Genomic DNA, 19361 nt, shown 5'->3' on the forward strand with positions numbered 1-19361 from the left:
CCCCAGCGGGCGGTCACAGGCCTTGCGCGTGCTCGGGCTCGTCAGTGGCCGATGCCCGGGGACTGTCGGTCCATCCGGCGAGGAAGCGGAGCGCGTCGTGAGACGGGGTGCCACGGGGTGCGGTGTAGGTGACCAGAGTCTGGTCGGGTGCGGCATTGAGAGCCATGGCCTGCCAGTCCAGTTCGAGGGGTCCGACGCGCGGGTGACCGGAAACGCTTGCGTCCAGCGCTCGCGGAACGGGCGCCGTGACTTGCCCCACGAGCGGCGGAAGCCGTCGTCCTGGCAGGTGAGTTCGCCGACCAGGTCGGCCCTGGCGACGGTCGCCGGGCGTGTGGCCGGCATCCATGCGCAGCCCGTCAATCCGCGAGGGCCGCGGGCGGTGACTTCTTTTTCTCGTACTGAGTAGAACAGCCCTGGTTTCCGTATCTCACTGCGCTGTGCTGTGTCTTGCGCCCGAGCGGGTGAGGGCACGGCACGGTCCGACTCGGCCGAGGGGCATGAAGTCCCCGGTGTGACATGGCAACCAAAGAGGGGCGAGCCTGTGAGGTACGGGCAGAGACACAAGCGGTCCAGATGGATCGGCATGACGGTCGCCGCGGTGGCAGCAATGGCGGTGGGGGGCGGAGCTCTCCTGATGACCGACAACAACGCTGAGGCCGCGCGGGGATCCGCGCGCCCACAGTGGGCCGCGGCGGCTGCGATGACCATCAATTGTCCGGACGTCGCGGTCCGTTTGTCGCAGGTGCCGCAGCAGGCGCGGCCCACCGTGGACAACGAGCTGGCGCAGCTGGACAGTCAGGTCGCGGATGCCTATGGGCAGCTCGCCGCGGCCGGCGGGAAGGCTGACCAGAAGTGGGTGCGCACGCGAGTGCTGGACCCGCTGTCGTCCCAGCGCCGCCTCACACTGGACCGTATCGCCGCCGAGATCGACCGGGTGTCGAACCGGCCGGAGCAACTGGACTCGCTGGCGTCCTGCACGGTCAAGCGGGACGAGGTGGCCCCCGCTTCCGCCTCCGCGTCGCCGTCCGTCGCTGCAGCTGCGAACCCCCCTGCTGCGGGTGCCTCCGCTCCGGCCGTCGGCAGCCCGGCGCAGACCGGTCCCCAAAGGTCGGACTTCGTGGACATTCGCAAGGTACGACCCAATGCCGCCAATCCCCGTCTGCAGTCGAACGCCTCCCGCGGTACGTTCCAGTCGCGCTGCGGGCGCAACGAGAACAAGCACTTCAACCCCGACAACGTCATCGTCGCTCCGGGTGTGAGCAACGGCGCCCATCACATGCACGACTATGTCGGGAATCTTGAGACCGACGCCTTCGCCACCAATGACGACCTCGCCGCCGCCGGCACGACGTGCACCAACGGTGACCGCTCCACCCACTACTGGCCGGTCCTGCGACTGCGCAACGGGAAGAACGAGGGCGATGCCAACCTCCCCGGTGGAGGCAAGGACGGCAACGTCGGACGCATTCTCCAGCCGGCTTCGGTGCAACTCACCTTCCGCGGCAGCCCTGTCAGCAAGGTCACCGCGATGCCCACGTTCCTGCGCATCATCACCGGCGATGCCAAGGCGTTCACCAACGGAACAACCAACGCCAACGCCTCCTGGAGCTGCACCGGCTTCGAGAACCGGCAGCTGAAGGACAAGTACCCGCTGTGCCCGCGGGGCAGCAACGTGGTGCGTACGTTCAAATTCCAGAGCTGCTGGGACGGCAGTAACACCGACAGCGCGAATCACCGCACGCATGTGGCCTTCGCCGGCGCCAACGGCGCCTGCCCCCAGGGATTCCGGGCCATTCCCCAGCTGGTCCAGCGGATCACGTACAAGATTGCGCCCGGCTCGTTGTTCGCCGTCGACAGCTTCCCCGAGCAGTTGCACAAGCCGGTGACGGACCACGGTGACTTCATCAACGTGATGTCCGCATCGCTGATGAGGAAGGCAGTGGGCTGCATCAACAGCGGCCGTAGGTGCGGCTGACGCCCGGGACCCGGCACGGCGGATGTCACACCGTGCCGGGTCCACCATGGTGCGGGAGTCCGGCACAGCGCCCCTGAGAACCTGTGCGGGACCGTTGAATGGCAGGGCGTCGTGCGTGGCAGCGGCGATGGAAGCGCTCACTGCTGCCTGGCCGGTTACGATGCAAGAAGGCAGGTTGCTGACCTCAGCACGCGGAACAGGTCCCCAAGGACGCCTGCTCAGCCTCACCAGAGAGGCATGTCACATGGCACACGACCAGATTCCAGGCATCGATCCAACAGCGGCTCCGAGCGGCGACGGCTGCGCGGACTGCCAGGCAGGCGACGGACCGGGGTGGTGGTTCCACCTGCGGCGCTGCGCCGCCTGCGGGCACATTGGATGCTGCGATTCATCCCCCTCGCAACACGGTACGAAGCATGCACACCAGGCGGGGCACCCCTTCCTGACCAGCTTCGAGCCGGGAGAGAACTGGTTCTGGAACACTGAGACCGATCAGTACTACGAGGGCCCGCAGCTGCTCCCGCCCACCTCGCACCCGGCCTCCCAGCCGACCCCGGGCCCGCAGGGCAAGGTCCCCGCGGACTGGCAGCAACACCTGCGCTGACGTTGCTGTTGAGGGGGCCGGACACTGCCGTGCTTCGAGGACCCCCGAGCGGTCACGCCCTGGCCTTCACGGACGTGGGACCGGCAGTTGAGGGTCCGTAATACCGCCCGGTGCGGCGAAGCCGGCGATGTCCCAGCCGGCGCGTCGGGCTCCGGCCTGGTAGGCGCTTTCGTAGAAGGCGAGCACAACGGCGCGAGGATCGCTCTCGGCGCGGGCCGAGTCGTACGGCAGCACGGCCAGGTGACCGGTGTTGCGAGCAACCCAGTGTGCCGTAGCGGGCGTGAGCGGCTCCGCGGTCAGTTCCGCAGGCTCGGGGGCGGTGTAGGAGTAGAAGGCGGGCGCGGCGAATGCATCGTCACCGAACCAGAATCCGAAGCTGATCAGCTCCCGGGAGTATGCCTCCCGTGTTACGGGATCGACCTGCGGCGGCTGGTCCATGTGCCCTCCGGAGAACCGGCTGTGGGCGATATCGAAGGTGTGCCAGAAATGGTGTACGGGGCTGACCTTTCCCGAAAAGCCGGCTGCGAATTCCTCCAGCACCAATGCCACCTGGCTGAGTACCTGCCAGTAGCGGTTGGCGAGCACGGGATCGTAGGCCGCATGCTCAGTGTCCTCGGCGAACGGCCGATCGGTATCGGGCAGGTCGAACGGCCGGGGAATGCTGATGCTCACCCGGACGCCCAGCGCGGCCATAGCCTCAAGGGTGCTGTGGTGGAAGGACGCCACCGACTGGCCCAGGAGCGGGACGGACGTTGCTCTGCCGTCCAAGGTCGCGAGGACCAGTTGATGGTCGACGAAGTCGAAGTCGATTGTGAAAACCGAATGACCGTCGACCTCTCGCATCGGACGTGTGGTGACGCCGCGTCCGGTGAGGTGGAACGGAACGTTCCACCAGTGGTTGCGCCGAGCGCTCGAGGCGAGACGGATCTTGCCGACGACTTGCGCGAATCGGTGCAGCGTTTCTTTGGTTTCCTGCCACTCCGCGAGCGGCATTGGCGGGAACAGCTCCATCGCGTTCCCCTTCCTGCCCCGCGCTCCTGCGGCTGGGCAATTCCATGATGACCATGGCTCGACACGTACGGCACCTCGTCGCGTAGGGGGACTGCTGGTCTCCGCAGCCCTACGTGCGGTCACGGTGCACGTCACGGGGCATACGGGTGGCCTACGCGCCCGTCTTGGCTGGTCCGGGCGGCGGGGGAGTGGGACGCTTGGAGCGGAGCGGGGGTGTCTGCCGAGGGGACTCGGGAGGGCCGATGGGTCGAGATGTTCCGGCGATGGTGTTCACCCGTGAGGACCGCCGCCGTTACCGGATCAAGATGCAGGAGTGCCTCGACGCGTTCGCGCAGATGCTGCGTGAGGCACGATTCGAGTTCGAGCGGCCGCAGGTGGGTCTGGAGATCGAGCTGAATCTGGTGGACGCGAGCGGCGAGCCGGCCATGCGTAACACCGAGGTGCTGGAGGCGATCGCGGATGCGGCCTGGGCGACTGAACTGGGCCGGTTCAATCTGGAGATCAACATCCCGCCGCGGACCCTGACGGCCGGTGGTCCCGATGCGTGGGAGAAGGAGATCCGGGACGCCCTCAACCACGCAGAGGAGCGGGCTGCGGACGTCGGCGCGCATCTGATCATGGTGGGAATCCTGCCGACGCTTCGGCAGTCGGATGTGAGTGAGGCGGGACTGTCGGAGGACCCGCGGTACCGGCTGCTGAATGAGCAGGTGTTCGCGGCTCGGGGTGAGGATCTGCGGATCGAGGTGGACGGGGTGGACCGGTTGCGGACGTACGCGGACACCATCACGCCCGAGGCGGCATGCACGAGTACCCAGTTCCATCTACAGGTCTCGCCGGACGATTTCGCGGACTACTGGAACGCGGCGCAGGCGATCGCGGGGGTGCAGGTAGCCCTGGCTGCGAACTCGCCGTTCCTCTTCGGCAAGGAGCTCTGGCACGAGACGCGTATCCCGCTCTTCGAGCAGGCCACCGACACCCGGTCGGAAGAGATCAAGGTGCAGGGGGTGAGACCCCGGGTGTGGTTCGGAGAGCGGTGGATCAACAGCGTCTTCGATCTTTTCGAAGAGAACCTGCGCTACTTCCCCGCCCTGCTGCCCTTGTGCGACGACGAGGATCCGAAGGAGACACTGGACGGCGGAGACACGCCTGAACTGGCCGAGCTCACTCTGCAGAACGGCACGATCTACCGCTGGAACCGCCCGGTCTACGCCGTCGCCCACGACAGACCGCATTTGCGGGTGGAGAACAGGGTGCTCCCCGCCGGTCCCACGGTTGCCGATGTCCTCGCGAATGGCGCCTTCTACTACGGGCTGACGCGCGGCCTGGTCGACGAGGAACGGCCGGTCTGGTCGCGGATGTCGTTCTCGGCAGCCGAGGACAACTTGCACGCCGCGGCGCGGCGGGGGATGGACGCGCGTCTGTACTGGCCCGGGATGGGCGAGGTGCCGGTGTCCGAACTGGTGCTGCGGCGTCTTCTTCCGCTGGCGCACCAGGGGCTGGAGCGCTGGGGCATGGACGCGGCGTGGCGGGAACCGCTGCTGGGGATCATCGAACAGCGGTGCGTCACCGGCCGCAACGGCGCGGTGTGGCAGCAGGAGATGTTCCACCACATCGACGACTCCACCCACGTGGGGCGCCATGAAGCGTTGCGGCGGATGACACAGCAGTACATCGACTACATGCACCTCAACGCACCTGCACATACCTGGCCGGTCGAGTGATCCGCTGAGGCGTCGCGGGCCGGCTGCACCGCACAGGCACCCGTGCCCGACACCGGCACGCTCATGGACACGTCTGTGTCGTGTCCGGTCGGCTACCGTTTGTCACTGAATCGGTACTTCGGGCACGTGGCTTCACGGCGGAAGGGCGCGCGCATGACCCTGATCCTGGCCGACGCTGCGGTCAGCGTGCCCGAAGACGGGTCGGCATGACGACACCGGACCCGAAAGCGCGACCGGTCGCCCCCCAGCAGAACGCCGCCACGGCCGCCACCGCCGCCCGCGCCGGCGACACCGCGGCCGCACGGCTGAAGGAGCGGATCTACGCGACCATCACCCTGGCCGCCGTCGTGGTGACCCTTGCCGGGGCAGAGGAGTCCGACCACACCGAGGCGGCGCTCACCGTGGCGGTGACAGCGCTCGGGGTATGGCTGGCCACGCTGGTCGCCGACGAGCAGGCGCACCGTGCCGTGACCGGGCGCAGCGCGAGCCGGGCGGAAATCCGGACGGGGTTGCATGTCTCCAGTCCGTTGCTGCTGAGCGCCGTGGGCCCACTGGCGCTGATCGGCATGTCGGCGCTGGGCGCGATGGATCTGGGCACCGCGCTGCTGACCAGCGCCGGGGTGGAAGTGGCGTCCCTGTTCCTGTGGGGCTGGCGGACCGGCCTGCGGATGGGCAATGGGCCGCTGAGCGCGCTCACTTCAGGCCTCTTGGACACTGCGATCGGCGTAGGGGTCGTGGGCGTGAAGCTCCTCGCGGGCCACTGAGAGTGCTGTCGGATGAAGCCGTCGTGAGCCGGCGAGAAGAGGGCTCCGAGCGTGGCCCGTCGGAGCCCTCAGCGCTATCCGGTCTCAGTCATATGTGCGCCGCTGCCCCGAGCTGTGCCGAGGCTGTTTGCAGCGGGGTGAGGACGGGGGGATGGACGACTGCGGGGGCGGTGTGGCAGGTGAAGCCGAGGCGGGTGAGAGCCCTGGTTACTTCACCGGCGGTGAAATCGCGGCGATCCTGTCCGGTGATCACTTCGCCCACCTGCTTGACGGGGAACGTGCGGCGGCCGATGGTCACGGACTCACCCGTGACGGGCTCGGGCTTGATGCCCTTCATCGATTGCTGCACGTCACTCTTGACCAGGTCGAAGGGGAAGCGGGCGATGACGCAGCGCATAGTGCCTCAACAGGGTTGGAGGGAAGAGCGGACACGGCCGGCCGGCCGGGGAGATCAGTGTGCGAGGGCGAGGACGCCGAGGATGTACCCGTCCTCGTCGACCACGGGCGAGGCGCCGAGTTCACGGGCCCGCATGGCGTATTCCGCTTCGGTCAGCGACGTTTCGGACAGAGTGAACGGTCCCCGGTCGTGGACGATGTCCCGCAACCGCGTGTCCTCCGCGTACCAGGAGCCACTGCGGTACGCGGTGAGCTGGGCCCGTGAGACCAGACCGGCACAGCGATCGTCCTCACCGCGGACGATCAGGTGCCCCACGCCGGCGCCGATGAGGACGGACAGGGCGACGTCGACGATCATGTCATCGCCGACCTGCGGTCCGGGTGTGGTCATGGCGTCGGCGGCAGTCAGCTCGATGCGGGCCGTCTGCCGTGGCTGCGTGAGAATCAGCGTCAAGGGACACCTTTCGTGTTCGGTGGATCAATGGGCCGAGTGCGACTGCCAGGGCTGTGATTTCATGCGGCGCTTCTGAACGAGGACTGGCGTTGTGAGGTGCCCGTCCGCCCCTGGGATGCAGCGGGGGAGCGGCGGGTCTGGGCGGGGCGGCTGCGCCGGCTGCGGGACGACGAGGCGCCGCGCTTCGCTCGCTCCGCCACGGGTGCGGTGATGGTGACAGGTACACCGGAGGGGGGCTGGGCGCCGGTGATGCGGCTGAGTTCGGCTTCGCCGGAGCGGACGTGGGTGGTGTGCGGGGTGATGCCGGCGTCTGCCATGAGGCGTGCCATGTCGCGGCGCTGGTTGGGCAGGACCAGGGTGACGACGCTGCCGGACTCGCCGGCGCGGGCGGTGCGGCCGCCGCGGTGCAGGTAGTCCTTGTGGTCGCTGGGCGGGTCGACGTTGACGACGAGGTCGAGGTTGTCGACGTGGATGCCGCGGGCTGCGACGTTGGTGGCCACCAGCGCGGTGACGTGGCCGGTCTTGAACTGGGCCAGGGTGCGGTTGCGCTGGGGCTGGGACTTGCCGCCGTGCAGCGCGGCGGCGCGTACGCCGCTGTTGAGCAGGTGCTTGGTGAGCTGGTCCACGGCGTGCTTGGTGTCCAGGAACATGATCACGCGGCCGTCGCGGGCTGCGATCTCGGTGGTGGTGGCGTACTTGTCGGCGCCGTGGACATGCAGGACGTGGTGCTCCATCGTGGTGACCGCGCCCGCGGAGGGGTCGACGGAGTGGACCACCGGGTCGTGGAGGTAGCGGCGCACCAGCAGGTCGACATTGCGGTCCAGGGTGGCCGAGAACAGCATCCGCTGGCCCTCGGGGCGTACCTGGTCGAGGAGTTCGGTGACCTGGGGCATGAACCCCATGTCGGCCATCTGGTCGGCTTCGTCCAGGACGGTGATGTCCACCCGGTCCAGACGGCAGTCCTTGCGCTCGATAAGGTCCTTGAGGCGGCCCGGCGTCGCCACCACGACCTCGGCCCCGGCGCGCAGCGCACTGGCCTGGCGGCCGATCGACATACCGCCGACCACGGTGGCCAGTCGCAGCTTCAGCGACCGGGCGTAGGGGGTGAGCGCGTCGGTGACCTGCTGAGCCAGCTCGCGGGTGGGAACCAGGACCAGCGCCAGCGGCTGACGGGGCTCGGCACGCCTGCCCTCGGTACGGGCCAGCAACGCCAGACCGAAGGCGAGCGTCTTGCCCGAACCGGTACGCCCGCGGCCCAGCACGTCCCGGCCGGCCAGGGAGTTCGGCAGCGTCGCCGCCTGGATCGGGAACGGCACGGTCACCCCCTCGGTGCGAAGCGCCGCCAGCAGGGGTGCGGGTATATCCAGTTCGGCGAAGGCTTCGACGGCGGGCAGCGCCGGTGTGATGCTGACAGGCAGCGCGAACTCCCCCTGCAGTGCGGCGGGACGACGCCCGTAGCCGCCGGAACGGCGCGGGGCCGCCGAGCGGCCCGGAGCTCCCTGGCGTCCCTGCGGCTGCGAACGGAAGCCGTCGCCTCTGCCGGAGCCGGCGTTGCCGCCCTTGCGGGTGCGGGAGTAGCGGTCGTTCGTGCGAGCTGAGCGGTTCATGTAGAACCTTCCTCGATATGGCACGTATCGAGGGATTCTCGGCAGCAATGAGCGCCACAGAAATCGCAAGAACGAGCCGAAGCAAAAACTGAAGACGAAGTCCGACCGCCACGAAAGAAACGGGGGCCGGTACGTCAAAATGACTGACATGCGCCAGGGCGTGGGATGCCGAATCAGGGAAATCGGGCGGGCCTGTGACCGGCAGGAGCCGTGGACGGATCGACTGCCGTACGGTGAGAAAACGTATTGTCTCTCGCCTCGCGTGAAGCCACTGCGGCCCTGGCTGAAACCCGGAAAAAGTAACGAGCTGGGGCCCGCACCCCAAGGTGCGGGCCCCAGCTGCGTCGTGCGTGTCAGCGTCAGGCGGGAACGATGTTCTCGGCCTGCGGGCCCTTCTGGCCCTGCGTGACGTCGAAGTTCACCTTCTGGCCCTCCTGCAGCTCACGGAAGCCCTGGGCGGCGATGTTCGAGTAGTGGGCGAACACGTCAGCGCCGCCGCCGTCCTGCTCGATGAAGCCGAAACCCTTTTCCGCGTTGAACCACTTGACGGTGCCAGTAGCCATGTCATATCTCCTTCGGGGCAGTGCCCGGTGCCCGCACTGTGCGAGCTCCGCGTCGCCGCGATGATTGCCCCGTCCGGAAAGTATCCGGCAATACAGAAGTGCACGCTCCGGAATTAACGCCGGTACGAGCACTTGAAGTCTTTGGGAACCACAACTGCAACTGAGAACAACGGTAGCACGGCGCAAGCGGCCGGGCGCGGCGAGTAATATCACTCCGCCCGCCGTGCCATAAACCCTCATCGCGCATTGGCCGAATATCTGTGCCTGCGGCAATAGATACTCGAGTGCGCGGAGCGCATGGGGGCGGAACGGAGGGAGCCGCCGAGGCGGTGTCGGGCGTGGAAACGCGGCCTCTTCGCCGGGCCGGCGAACAGCACGCCTGTCCGGCCTTCGTGGCCGGGGCGAGGGTTCGCCGATGCTCAGGCGCAGTCAGGAGCCGACTGCCCCGCCCGAGTCTGCCGTGGGCCGGCGCAGTTCCTCGTTGATGCGCAGGGCTTCCTCGAGCTGGTCTTCCAGAATGACGATGCGGCAGGCTGCGTCGATCGGTGTCCCGCTGTCGACCAGTTCGCGTGCGCGAGCGGCGATGCGCAGTTGGTAGCGGGAGTAGCGGCGATGGCCGCCTTCGGATCGCAGTGGGGTGATCAGACGGGCTTCGCCGACGGCCCGGAGGAAGCCGGGCGTGGCGCCGATCATTTCGGCGGCGCGACCCATGGTGTAGGCGGGGTAGTCGTCATCATCGAATCGGTCGCTGGTGGTGTGCGGTGGAGTTTCTGGGGGCATTTGCACCTCTTTCTGGAACGCGCGTCGAGGGGCCCCGGCGCGTACACGCCAGGGCCCCGAGGGGTATCAACACCATCTGCCGGCGCTGTGCGCTGGCTTTCTTGTTCCGCGTGTCCGTCCCTGAGGGCGGAGGTGCGGGGATCGCGGATGCGTGACCGGGGACCACCTTCCAATCGGGGCCTGCGGTACCCGGGCGTACTGGATCCTCGCCCGGGCGATCCTGATGGCGTCTGCTCCTCTCTGGTTGTGTCGTACTGCTCTGAGAACTGCGGTACTGCAGGGCGAGCCCGGAGGCCGCCCGGGCCGACTCTGTCGCGTGCGCTGACTTCGTCGGCTACGCGAGAAACTCTAACCGTGAAGGCGGGTAATTTCTACCCTGGACGCGATAGATTTTCCTGGTCCTGGAGAGAAAATATCGTCGCACTGCTGCAGCGGTCCGAAGCCGGGCCACCGGCCCAGGCGGTGTACAGGAGCAGGAAGGCAGGACCTGCCGGTCTCCGGCGGTTGGGAGAGGGGGAGGGCTCCGGCGGGTTCAAGTACGGACATCGGCACCAGTTGGCGGTGCGCCACTTGTGGCATTCATCGAATGCCGCAGTCGCGCTTGCCGCTGATGCAGCACCTCCACGGTGCAGACACGGGCACGGGGGCGGCCGTCGGTGACGACTTACCCACGGAAACATCTTTCCCTGCTGATCCGGCTGCTTCACTATGGGCTCTTGTTTCCTGCTGGTAACAACGGCGTGTTTCCGCCTGGGCAGGTGGGTCGGTCGCGCGGTAGTGAACGAGGAGTCAACAGGGTGCCAGAACTCCACAAGGTCGGTCCCGATTCCGCGGACGAGAAACTGCTCTACACCGCCCTGTCGGACGCGGGGCTCACCGAACGCATCCGCGCCGGTGCCCCGCCCGCCTATCCCGCCATCCAGGAGCTCAAGCGCCGCCACCTGCCTGCTGTTCTCACCTACGCCCGGCTCTGCGGACGCAATCAGGTCGCTGGGAACCAACTGGCCGTCCAGGCCTTCGGCCTCGCCGCCCGGGAGGCGTGCCGGGGCATTGAGCCCCAGGGGAACTGGCGTCACCATCTGCTGATGCTTGTTCAGCGGGTGGGGCTCAGCTGGGCCGCCGACGGTCGCCGGGACCGGCTCGAATCCGACTTCGTGGCATGGATCGATGACACTGCCGACTTCAGCGCAACAGATCTGCCTGAATCCCGGCGCCTCCGGCTCGAGGCGTCGTCGGCCATGCTGACCGGCTTCTACCGGCTGCCGGAGCTGACACGGGGCGTCCTCTGGTACGCGGTGGTCGACGAGGAGCCGGACGCCACGGTCGCCACCTTCCTCAACGTCGACCCGAACATCGTTCCCGAGTTGCGGGACAAGGCGCAGAACGCCATGCGCCAGGCCTATCTCCGGGCATATCTGGAGCAGGGCGGGGACAGAAAATGTCTGGGATTCCGCCGCATCATCGAGGCGGCGGCGCGGCCGGGGGACCGGCGGCGCAGCGAGGATCTGACGCTCCATCTGACGGAATGTCCCAGCTGTACACGGCTGGTCGCGGAGCTGCCGCGGCTGGCGGACGACCCCCGGACTGTGTTGGCTGAGGGCCTGCTCCGGTGGGGCGGAGCGGCCTACGCGGCGCGCGGTCCCGTGCGCGGCCTGCTCGACGCCGTACCGGTCCAGTCCGACCGGTCGGCCCCCACGGCAGGCATGTCCGCGTCCACCGCCTCGGCGGAGTCGCCGCAGAGCGAGCAGACGCCGCGGAACGGCGCGAGGCGGCTGTCCCGGACCGTCGTCCTCGTCGCTGTGGCGGCCGCGGCCGTTGTTGTCGCAGGCACTCTGCTGGCGACCGCATCCGAGGACTCCGGTCCGGCACGCGACCGCGCGGAGGAGCCCCCGCTCCGGGAAGCCTGGCCCACCGCGGCCGTGCCCGTTCCCGCCCCGTCGACGAGCCCCAGCCTGGAGCCGTCGAAGAAGCCCTCACGCTCGCCGAGCCCCACCACGTCGGCCGCTGCCGCCAATCCTCCTGCCCCCAAGCCTGCGGCGCCCGCTCCGTCGAAGAGCGTCCCGCGCCGGCCGGTGCCGATCGTCCCGGGGGGCGGCTACACCCAGGTCGTTCACACGGATTCCGGTCTGTGCCTGGACATCGTGAACGGTGTGATGGCAGACCGCACCGATGTCGTCACCGTGCGCTGCAGTGGCGCCCTGACCCAGCAGTGGAGTCTGGACTCCATCGGCCTCCTGCGCAGTAACGCAGATCCCGATTTCTGCCTGGACTCGCGCGGCGACACCGACCGCGGCGTCGGCATCTGGTCCTGCGCCTCCGTCAACGGCAAGAACGGCCTGAATCTTCTCTTCACCGTTGATGGATCAGGAGCCATACGCCCACAGGTCGCGCCGGACTTCGCCCTTGAACCCTTGGGCAGCTCCGAGGGCAGTCTGCTCGACTTCGACCCGGTTGACGGAGACAGCGACCAGCGCTGGACCGCCGGCGTCTCCCAACAGAACTGAAGCGTGTTGCGGAGAGCTGTGTGCGGGCGGGCCGGCGCCGCGCGGTATCTCGGTTTGCGAAGGACTCGGCTGCCGGGACGAAGATGCCTGTATGAGCGGAGAGACGGATGAGGTACGCGAAGCGATCGCGGGCGAACTGCGTCTGATGGACCCCAGCGTGCGATCGTCACGGTCGCTTGCCCGGCAGCTGCTGGACCCGGAGTTCGTAGAGGTCGGTGCTTCGGGTCGGCGGTGGACGTATGAGGAAATGCTTGCCGAGCTGCCGGAGATGCAGGGCGGCGGAGAAAACGGTCCGCGCTATGAGCCCTCTCATGTGACCGGTGTTCTGCTGGCGCCCGGGCTGGTGCATGTCACCTACGAGACCACGATCGGTGGAGTCCGGGCACGGCGGGCTTCGCTCTGGCGCAAGCAGCCTGCGGATGGGACATGGCGCATGTACTTTCACCAGGCCACGCCCATTCCGCCCGAGTCTGTGTAACTCAACGGTGCGAGGCGCACCTCCGCGTCAGCAGAGCACGGTGAGTGCCCCCGGCTGCACCCTCGCCGTCACCGGGAGCGTCGCCTCGATCTCGCCGTCCGCGCCGTAGGGGATATCGCGATCGGCCTCGATGCGAATCTCCTTGCCCCGCAGGATCTCCACCTCCGGGCGCTGCACGTGCGCCCCTGTCTTGAGCTCATTCATGATCGCGAAAAACAGCCGCTTGGGTGCATGCCGGATCACGACCACGTCCAGCAGGCCGTCGTCGAGCCGTGCGTCGGGGGCGATCTGGCGGCCGAACCCGTAGAAGCGGGAGTTGGCGGCCACGACCGTGTAGCCGCGCCGTTCGTGAAGCACGCCGTCCACGGTGATGCGGTAGGAGACGGGTCGCCAGGTCAGCACGGCACGCATGCCGCCCGCGTAGTACGAGGCGGCGCCCCTCAGCAGCCGGGCGGTGTTGGCGTACTGGTTGGCCACCGCGTCGACTCCCGCGTACACACTGCCCAGCACGCATGTCCCGGGGTGCACGGCTGATTCGACCTGGATGGTGTCGATCGCCCGAGGCGAGCCGTTGAGCAGCACTTCGGCCAGGGCGGGTGCGTCGGCCGGAAGTCCGAGCGCGCGGGCAAAGTCGTTGCCCCGGCCGGCCGGGACGATGCTGAACAGGGTGTCAGTGCCACTCAGTGCCCCGCCGACACAGCCGGCGATCCCGTCGCCGCCCACCGCGAGCACGACGTGCCCGCGCTCGCCGGCCTGCTGCGCTACTTCCCGTGCGTGTTCCAGGCTGCGGCTGTACTGGGTGTCGAGCTGCGCCCCGGCCTCCCGCAGGAGGCGAGCCAGCGGAAGCAGGGCCGCCGTACCGCTGGAACCGCCTGCGGTGGGGTTGACGATGGCTGTGAAATGTCGCATGAATGCGCCTCCGGTCGGCACGGGGCAAGTCAGCGGACGGGGATGAGGACGCCGGGGTTGAGGACCCCGGACGGGTCGATCTCGTTCTTGACGGCCTGCAGGATGTTGACTCCGACAGGGCCGATCTCCCGCGCGTACCAGTCGCGGTGGTCGGTGCCGACTCCGTGATGATGGCTGATGGTGCCGCCGGCGAGAAGGATCGCGTCGTTGGCGGCCTGCTTGACGGGGGCCCAGTGGGCGACCGGATCGTCCCCCTGCGCCGAGACCACGGTGAAGTAGAGGGACGCGCCGTTCTCGTACACATGGGAGATGTGGCACATGACCAGGGGCGGGGTGCCTGCGTCGGTCAGGGTCGTGGTGAGAGCCTGGCGCACCGCGTCGTACAGTGCCGGCAGGCCGGACCAGAACGTCGCCGTCTCCAGGGTCTCGGCGAACGCGCCGGCGTCCAGCAGCGCGTCACGCAGGTATGGGGCGTTGTAGCGGCCGTGGGCCCACCGGTCGCCCGGTTCTGCGCCGAGGAATTCACCGCCGCAGGCGAGCAGCACCTCTCGGGCCCGGGCGCGCCGGTCCGCAGTGTCCTCAGCGGTGCCCTCGTAGCCGGCGATCGCCATGCAGCCGGCCGCCTGCGGGGCGTCGGACCCGCCGATGGCGTCCGGCTGCGCGAGGCCGATGAAGGTCTCCGTTTCGTCCGACAGCCGCAGTACGGTCGGCAGCGGACCGTCCTGGGCGAGCTTGCGCAGTGCCAGCGCGCCCGCCTCGAAGGACGAGAAGCGCCAGCCTTCGTAGATCTTGGTTTGCGGCACGGGCCGGATCCGCACGGTCACCGATGTGATGACACCCAGCGCTCCCTCGGAGCCGAGGATCAGCTGGCGCAGATCCGGTCCTGCCGCCGAGCGGGGCGCGCGTCCCAGTTCCAGGGTGCCTTCCGGGGTGGCCACGGTGAGGCCGAGCACCATGTCGTCGAACCGGCCGTATCCGGCCGAGGCCTGGCCGCTGGAACGCGCCGCGGCGAACCCACCGATCGAGGCCCACTCGTACGACTGCGGGAAGTGGCCCAGGGTGAAGCCCTGTTCGTTGAGGAGCGCCTCGCACTCGGGTGCGCGCAGCCCGGGCTGCAGAACGGCGGTACGGGAGACCTCGTCGAGCGCGACCAGACTGTCCAGTCGGCGCAGGTCCAGCGCGATGAAGCAGCGCTGCGCCTCGGGGGCCAGTCCGCCGACGACGGAGGTTCCGCCTCCGAACGGCACGGCGGACACGCCGTGGTCGGCGCAGACTCGCAGCAGGGCGAGTACCTCGTCGTGGCTGCCCGGCAGTGCGACAGCTGCCGGTATGTCGTCGACCTCGCCGGCCCGGATGCGCAGCAGGTCGGGGGTGGACTTGCCCCGGGTGTGCCGGATGCGTGTCTCTGCGTCGGTGCGCAGATGAGTGGCGTCCCCCAGGCAGTCGACGAGCGCCTGACGGGTCTTGTCGGTGAGGGGGGAGTCGGGAGCGGGGATGCTGCCGATGTGCGCGGGGCCGCTCTCCCTCGGCGCGACGCCCAGCAGGTCGCGCAGCAGGCCGACCACCGTGTCGGGCAGCGGGGCCGCCTTGGCCGGGTCTCCCCAGCCGCTCCACAACATGTCCACTTGGATCCTCACCCTCGGTTTTGCGGGTCGCCGTGCCGTACGGCCTGCACTGCGATTACACTGTGACAGATGACGCCCATTCGTCACAACCGTTCGGACGTAGATGCCGTTCTCGACGCGGCACGCGACTGTGTCCTGGCTGTCGGCGTACGCCGCACCACCCTGACCGACGTGGCCCGGCGTGCCGGAGTGTCCCGTATGACGCTCTACCGCCGCTGGCCGGACGTACGGACCCTGGTCGGCGACGTGATGACCCGGGAGTGGATCGCACTCGCCGTCGGCACGATGACCGGCCCGGAGCCCGACGTCCCCACCCGGACCCGGCTCATCGACGGAATGGTCGCCGGAGTCGCCGCCTTTCGCGCCCATCCGCTCTTCCGCAAGATCATCGACGTGGACCCCGAGCTGCTGCTGCCCTATGTGCTCGACCACCGGGGCACCAGCCAGGACGCACTGCTGGGGCTCGTCACCGGTGCCCTGCGGGAGGGCCACGCCGACGGGTCCGTCCGCCGGATGAACCCCGACCTTCAGGCCCGCTCCCTGCTGCTCGTCGCCCAGTCCTTCACGCTCTCGCTGCGCACGATGACCGACGAAACCGACCCTGAACTCACCGAAGCAGCCTTCCTCGAAGAGCTGCGGACCCTTCTGGAGAGGACCCTTACGCCATGAGCCGCTCGAGTGGCCGTGCTCCTGCCCCCTCCTCGCTCAGCGCGGCACGCCGACGCCGCGAGCTCACCGAACTCGCCGACGGAGCCCGCGTCGACGTCCTTGTCGTCGGACTCGGCGCGACGGGCGCCGGAGCCGCACTCGACGCCGCCTCACGCGGGTTGAGCGTCGCCGCCATCGACGCCCATGACCTGGCGTTCGGGACCTCACGCTGGAGCTCGAAGCTCATCCACGGCGGACTGCGCTACCTCGCCACGGGCCAGCTCGACGTCGCCCACGAAAGCGCCGTCGAACGCGGCGTCCTCATGGAACGCACCGCCCCCCACCTGGTACGGGCCCAGCCCTTCGTCCTGCCGCTCACCCCACTGGTCTCCCGCGGCCAGGCTGCGCTTGCCTGGGCCGGCTTCAAGGCCGGCGACCTCCTGCGTGCCTCCGCCCGCACCTCACGCACCACCCTGCCCGCTCCCCGTACCCTCTCCACGGTGGAGACGCGGCACATGGTCCCGGCACTGCGGCCGACGGGCCTGCGCGGGGGACTGCTGTCCTGGGACGGCCAACTCACCGACGACGCACGCCTGGTGACCGCGATAGCCCGCACAGCGGCCGCGCACGGCGCCCGCACCCTCACCCGCACCCGCGCGCTCTCGCTCACCGGCTCCGGCGCCAGGGTCCGCGACGAACTCACCGGAGAGGAACTGGAGATCCGCGCCCGCACGGTCATCAACGCCACGGGGGTCTGGGCGGGCAGCCTCGTCGACGACGTACGGCTGCGCCCCTCTCGCGGCACGCATGTGGTCCTGCGCTCGGAGGAGATCGGCAGCCTCACCGCCGGTATGCACATCCCGATCCCGGGGGAGCCCAACAGGTTCGTGCTCGTGCTGCCACAGGGTGACGGCCGGGTCTACGTGGGGCTGACCGACGAGCCGATCGACGGCGCCATCCCGGACGTGCCGGAAGTGCCCGAGACGGACATCGGCTTCCTCCTCGACGTGTTGGGCTCGGCCCTCGACATATCCATCACCCGGGATTCGGTGGTGGGAGCATTCGCCGGGCTGCGTCCGCTCCTGGACACCACGACGTCGGACACGGGCCGCACCGCCGACATCTCCCGAAAGCACGCCGTTGTGACATCAACCCAGGGTGTGGTCACGGTCGTCGGCGGCAAGCTCACCACCTACCGGCGGATGGCCCAGGACGCCGTCGACGCCGCCGTCACCGGGAGCGGTCTGAGCGCCGACCGGTGCCGCACGACCTCGATCCCGCTTGTCGGCGCCGCCCGGCCCGGCACGCTCGCGACGCTTGCCGCACCCCGACGCCTGGTCCGCCGCTACGGATCGGAAGCCCCGGCGGTCCACGCACTCGGCCTCGCCGACCCGTCTCTGGCCCTGCCCGTGGTTCCCGGACACCCCGTCACCGGCGCCGAACTGGTGTGGGCGGTCCGCCACGAGGGAGCCCTCGACGAGTCCGACATTCTCGACCGGCGCACCCGTATCGGCCTCGTCCCGCACGACCGCCAAGCGGCGTGCGAAGCCGCCCGCAGCGCACTCGCCCGCTGAGCTCACACCGAGGCCGCGTCCGGCCGGGGTGGCCGGTCCTCCTCGTTGCCTTCGAGGCGTGACCGGGCAGGGGGCCTGGCCGTGAAGCTCCTTGCGGGTCACTGAGCGGGGGCCGATGTACGAAGTCGCCGCCGTGCGCCCCGCTCTCCCACTGCACCATGCCCGACGGCATGCCGAGCCGCGGTGCGCCCGAGACCCTCAACTCGGCCATGAAGCGCGGCAGCGGAGCGTCCAACGCGAGCTGTCCGTTCTCGAGCAGCACATGGGCGTGCCTGCCCTGTGGCGCGCCGGGGCGCGGCTCGGGGTCCTCGGGGGAAGTGGTCGCCCGACGACCGTCACCCTGTCGGCGTGCTCGGCGAGCACGTGTGCCGCCGGGATTCTCGCGAGGCTGCCCCCGATAACAACAGCGTGGCGTTCGCCCGCGCCCCGCCGCCAACTATCCCTCCGCTGTGCGTGGTCCCCTGGCCCGGTGCTCGGCCTCGACGCCCTGCAAGCTGCGGGAGCAGTGATGTGCCGCGCACCGGGACGGGGCGTGGTGTGGCGTGGCACGTCTTGGTGGTGGATTCGCCCGAATGGCGGATGCCAAAGGCCAGGAGCACAGTGGAGTGGGGGTTCGGGCGGTGAGGAGTCCCATGTCAGGGTCCACTCCGCCGATGAGAGGAACCGACTCTGTGCGGAGGATCTCCGATGGCCAGTATCGACCGCCCAGGCGCGACCACTCTGGAGGAGAGCGCCGACGGGGACAGCGTGCGCGGCACGACCACGATTGCCGATTCCGTGGTAGCCACTATTGCGGGAATCGCGGTTCGGGACACGTACGGCATTCATTCTGTAGGTGGAGGAGCTTCCAGAGCGATGGGTGCGGTCCGGGACAAAATGTCCCGGTCCTCCGACCCCGGTCGCGGTGTCAAGGCCGAGGTCGGGGAGAAGCAGACGGCCATCGACATCGGTATCGTCGTCGAGTACGGCGTTCCGATCATGGAGGCCGCCAAGAACATCCGCAGCAATGTGACGGACGCCGTTGAGACGATGACCGGCCTGGAAGTCGTCGAGATCAACATCAACGTGCTTGACGTCTACGTGCCCGGCTCCGACGACGATGACGACGAAGGAAGCAGCGGAGTCAAGGGCGCCAGAGTGCGATGACGCCTGACGGCCGCACGGTCGAATGCATGCAGTTGTCGCACGACAACCGTCAGGCTCAGGTCGGCGGTCAACCACCGTTCAATCGAGGCGAGTTGGCTGTCGCGCGAGGGGCTGTGTCCTGGCCGGCAGTTCGCGGTGCACAAGGCCGTCTTCACTCTGGAGACTCGGTCTAGTCCCCTGGCCGCCATCGGCACGCTTCTGGAGCAGTTGCGCGCCACAGAGCGGGCCGTGGGACGCCGGACGCTGTATCGAATGGGTCGGTGAACTCACCTGCACCATTGAGGAGTTGGCGGTCGTACTGGCCTCCTTGCCGGACGCACCGGCCCTTCCGGCGCCCCGGAGGGGAGTGTCCGTGCCTGCCTCCATGCCTGTGCCGCGCACTGGATCAGCCCACGGAAGAACCACACTTCCCCGTGCTTGTTGCGCTCGTACGCCGGCAGTCGCCAGGTGAACGCGACGATGAAGCGAAGGGGCACGCGCGGCAGGCGCGTTCGCTCCGGCTCGCGCCCCTATGTCACTGGTGGCACCCGCCTTGGGAGGGCCGGGGGCCGACCGCGCAGAGCGTGTCAAGAAACTTTGACACGGTGTCTGTGTTGCTTTAC

18 protein-coding genes and 1 pseudogene are annotated in these 19361 nt (G+C 68.7%); 9 read left to right on the forward strand and 10 right to left on the reverse strand.

Features of this window, described 5'->3' with window-relative positions; genetic code table 11:
- Positions 1-13 precede the first annotated feature (13 nt).
- Complete coding sequence (locus tag OG735_RS38450; RefSeq protein ID WP_327327770.1) at positions 14-346, reverse strand: MmyB family transcriptional regulator; 333 nt, start codon at positions 344-346, stop codon at positions 14-16.
- A 288-nt stretch (positions 347-634) separates the two neighbouring features.
- Here OG735_RS38450 and OG735_RS38455 point away from each other — a divergent pair, with 288 nt between their 5' ends.
- Positions 635-1975, forward strand: a complete 1341-nt coding sequence (locus tag OG735_RS38455) for a DUF1996 domain-containing protein (protein WP_327327771.1) — start codon at positions 635-637, stop codon at positions 1973-1975.
- 244 nt (positions 1976-2219) lie between these two features.
- Positions 2220-2579, forward strand: a complete 360-nt coding sequence (locus OG735_RS38460; protein WP_327327772.1) for a UBP-type zinc finger domain-containing protein — start codon at positions 2220-2222, stop codon at positions 2577-2579.
- Between the two features lie 66 nt (positions 2580-2645).
- On the opposite strand, the gene OG735_RS38465 is transcribed toward OG735_RS38460, so the two are convergent.
- The gene (locus OG735_RS38465) at positions 2646-3590 is read right to left on the reverse strand and encodes a DUF5996 family protein (protein WP_327327773.1); all 945 of its coding nucleotides are present in this window, start codon (positions 3588-3590) and stop codon (positions 2646-2648) included.
- Positions 3591-3832: 242 nt separating this feature from the next.
- On the opposite strand from OG735_RS38465, the gene OG735_RS38470 reads away from it, so the two are divergent.
- Positions 3833-5311 carry a glutamate--cysteine ligase gene (locus OG735_RS38470; RefSeq protein WP_327327774.1) on the forward strand — a complete coding sequence of 493 codons (1479 nt, stop codon included), beginning with the start codon at positions 3833-3835 and terminating at the stop codon, positions 5309-5311.
- 206 nt (positions 5312-5517) lie between these two features.
- Entirely contained in the window at positions 5518-6075 is a 558-nt protein-coding gene (locus OG735_RS38475) for a hypothetical protein (protein ID WP_327327775.1), read from the forward strand.
- Positions 6076-6163: 88 nt separating this feature from the next.
- Here OG735_RS38475 and OG735_RS38480 read toward each other — a convergent pair whose 3' ends face one another.
- The 5 genes from OG735_RS38480 to OG735_RS38500 all read right to left on the reverse strand — a co-directional run bounded on the left by OG735_RS38480 (position 6164) and on the right by OG735_RS38500 (position 9875).
- Positions 6164-6472, reverse strand: a complete 309-nt coding sequence (locus OG735_RS38480; RefSeq protein ID WP_327327776.1) for an SCO5918 family protein — start codon at positions 6470-6472, stop codon at positions 6164-6166.
- A 54-nt stretch (positions 6473-6526) separates the two neighbouring features.
- The gene (locus tag OG735_RS38485; protein WP_327327777.1) at positions 6527-6925 is read right to left on the reverse strand and encodes a CBS domain-containing protein; all 399 of its coding nucleotides are present in this window, start codon (positions 6923-6925) and stop codon (positions 6527-6529) included.
- A 59-nt stretch (positions 6926-6984) separates the two neighbouring features.
- A complete protein-coding gene (locus tag OG735_RS38490; protein WP_327327778.1) occupies positions 6985-8532 on the reverse strand; it encodes a DEAD/DEAH box helicase in 1548 nt (515 codons plus the stop codon).
- 359 nt (positions 8533-8891) lie between these two features.
- Complete coding sequence (locus OG735_RS38495; protein ID WP_069775160.1) at positions 8892-9095, reverse strand: cold-shock protein; 204 nt, start codon at positions 9093-9095, stop codon at positions 8892-8894.
- Positions 9096-9524: 429 nt separating this feature from the next.
- A complete protein-coding gene (locus OG735_RS38500) occupies positions 9525-9875 on the reverse strand; it encodes a MerR family transcriptional regulator (protein ID WP_327327779.1) in 351 nt (116 codons plus the stop codon).
- Between the two features lie 797 nt (positions 9876-10672).
- Here OG735_RS38500 and OG735_RS38505 point away from each other — a divergent pair.
- Together OG735_RS38505 and OG735_RS38510 are read left to right on the forward strand one after the other, a co-directional pair.
- Positions 10673-12379 carry an RICIN domain-containing protein gene (locus tag OG735_RS38505; protein WP_327327780.1) on the forward strand — a complete coding sequence of 569 codons (1707 nt, stop codon included), beginning with the start codon at positions 10673-10675 and terminating at the stop codon, positions 12377-12379.
- A gap of 91 nt (positions 12380-12470) precedes the next feature.
- Complete coding sequence (locus OG735_RS38510; protein ID WP_327327781.1) at positions 12471-12857, forward strand: nuclear transport factor 2 family protein; 387 nt, start codon at positions 12471-12473, stop codon at positions 12855-12857.
- A 27-nt stretch (positions 12858-12884) separates the two neighbouring features.
- On the opposite strand, the gene OG735_RS38515 is transcribed toward OG735_RS38510, so the two are convergent.
- On the reverse strand, positions 12885-13766 hold the full coding sequence (locus OG735_RS38515) for a diacylglycerol/lipid kinase family protein (RefSeq protein ID WP_327327782.1): 882 nt from the start codon (positions 13764-13766) through the stop codon (positions 12885-12887).
- Positions 13767-13795: 29 nt separating this feature from the next.
- The gene (locus tag OG735_RS38520) at positions 13796-15391 is read right to left on the reverse strand and encodes an FAD-binding oxidoreductase (RefSeq protein ID WP_327327783.1); all 1596 of its coding nucleotides are present in this window, start codon (positions 15389-15391) and stop codon (positions 13796-13798) included.
- A 69-nt stretch (positions 15392-15460) separates the two neighbouring features.
- Here OG735_RS38520 and OG735_RS38525 point away from each other — a divergent pair, with 69 nt between their 5' ends.
- Entirely contained in the window at positions 15461-16060 is a 600-nt protein-coding gene (locus OG735_RS38525; protein ID WP_327327784.1) for a TetR/AcrR family transcriptional regulator, read from the forward strand.
- Positions 16057-17613 carry a glycerol-3-phosphate dehydrogenase/oxidase gene (locus tag OG735_RS38530; protein WP_327327785.1) on the forward strand — a complete coding sequence of 519 codons (1557 nt, stop codon included), beginning with the start codon at positions 16057-16059 and terminating at the stop codon, positions 17611-17613. Before OG735_RS38525 ends, OG735_RS38530 begins: the two co-directional genes overlap by 4 nt.
- 139 nt (positions 17614-17752) lie before the next feature.
- On the opposite strand, the pseudogene OG735_RS38535 reads toward OG735_RS38530, so the two are convergent.
- Positions 17753-18012, reverse strand: a pseudogene (locus OG735_RS38535) (monooxygenase); the annotation flags it as partial.
- Between the two features lie 288 nt (positions 18013-18300).
- Here OG735_RS38535 and OG735_RS38540 point away from each other — a divergent pair.
- Positions 18301-18759, forward strand: a complete 459-nt coding sequence (locus OG735_RS38540; protein WP_327327786.1) for an Asp23/Gls24 family envelope stress response protein — start codon at positions 18301-18303, stop codon at positions 18757-18759.
- Positions 18760-19361: the final 602 nt, after the last annotated feature.

Origin of the sequence: Streptomyces sp. NBC_01210 (assembly GCF_036010325.1) — a bacterium.
GTDB lineage: Bacteria > Actinomycetota > Actinomycetes > Streptomycetales > Streptomycetaceae > Streptomyces.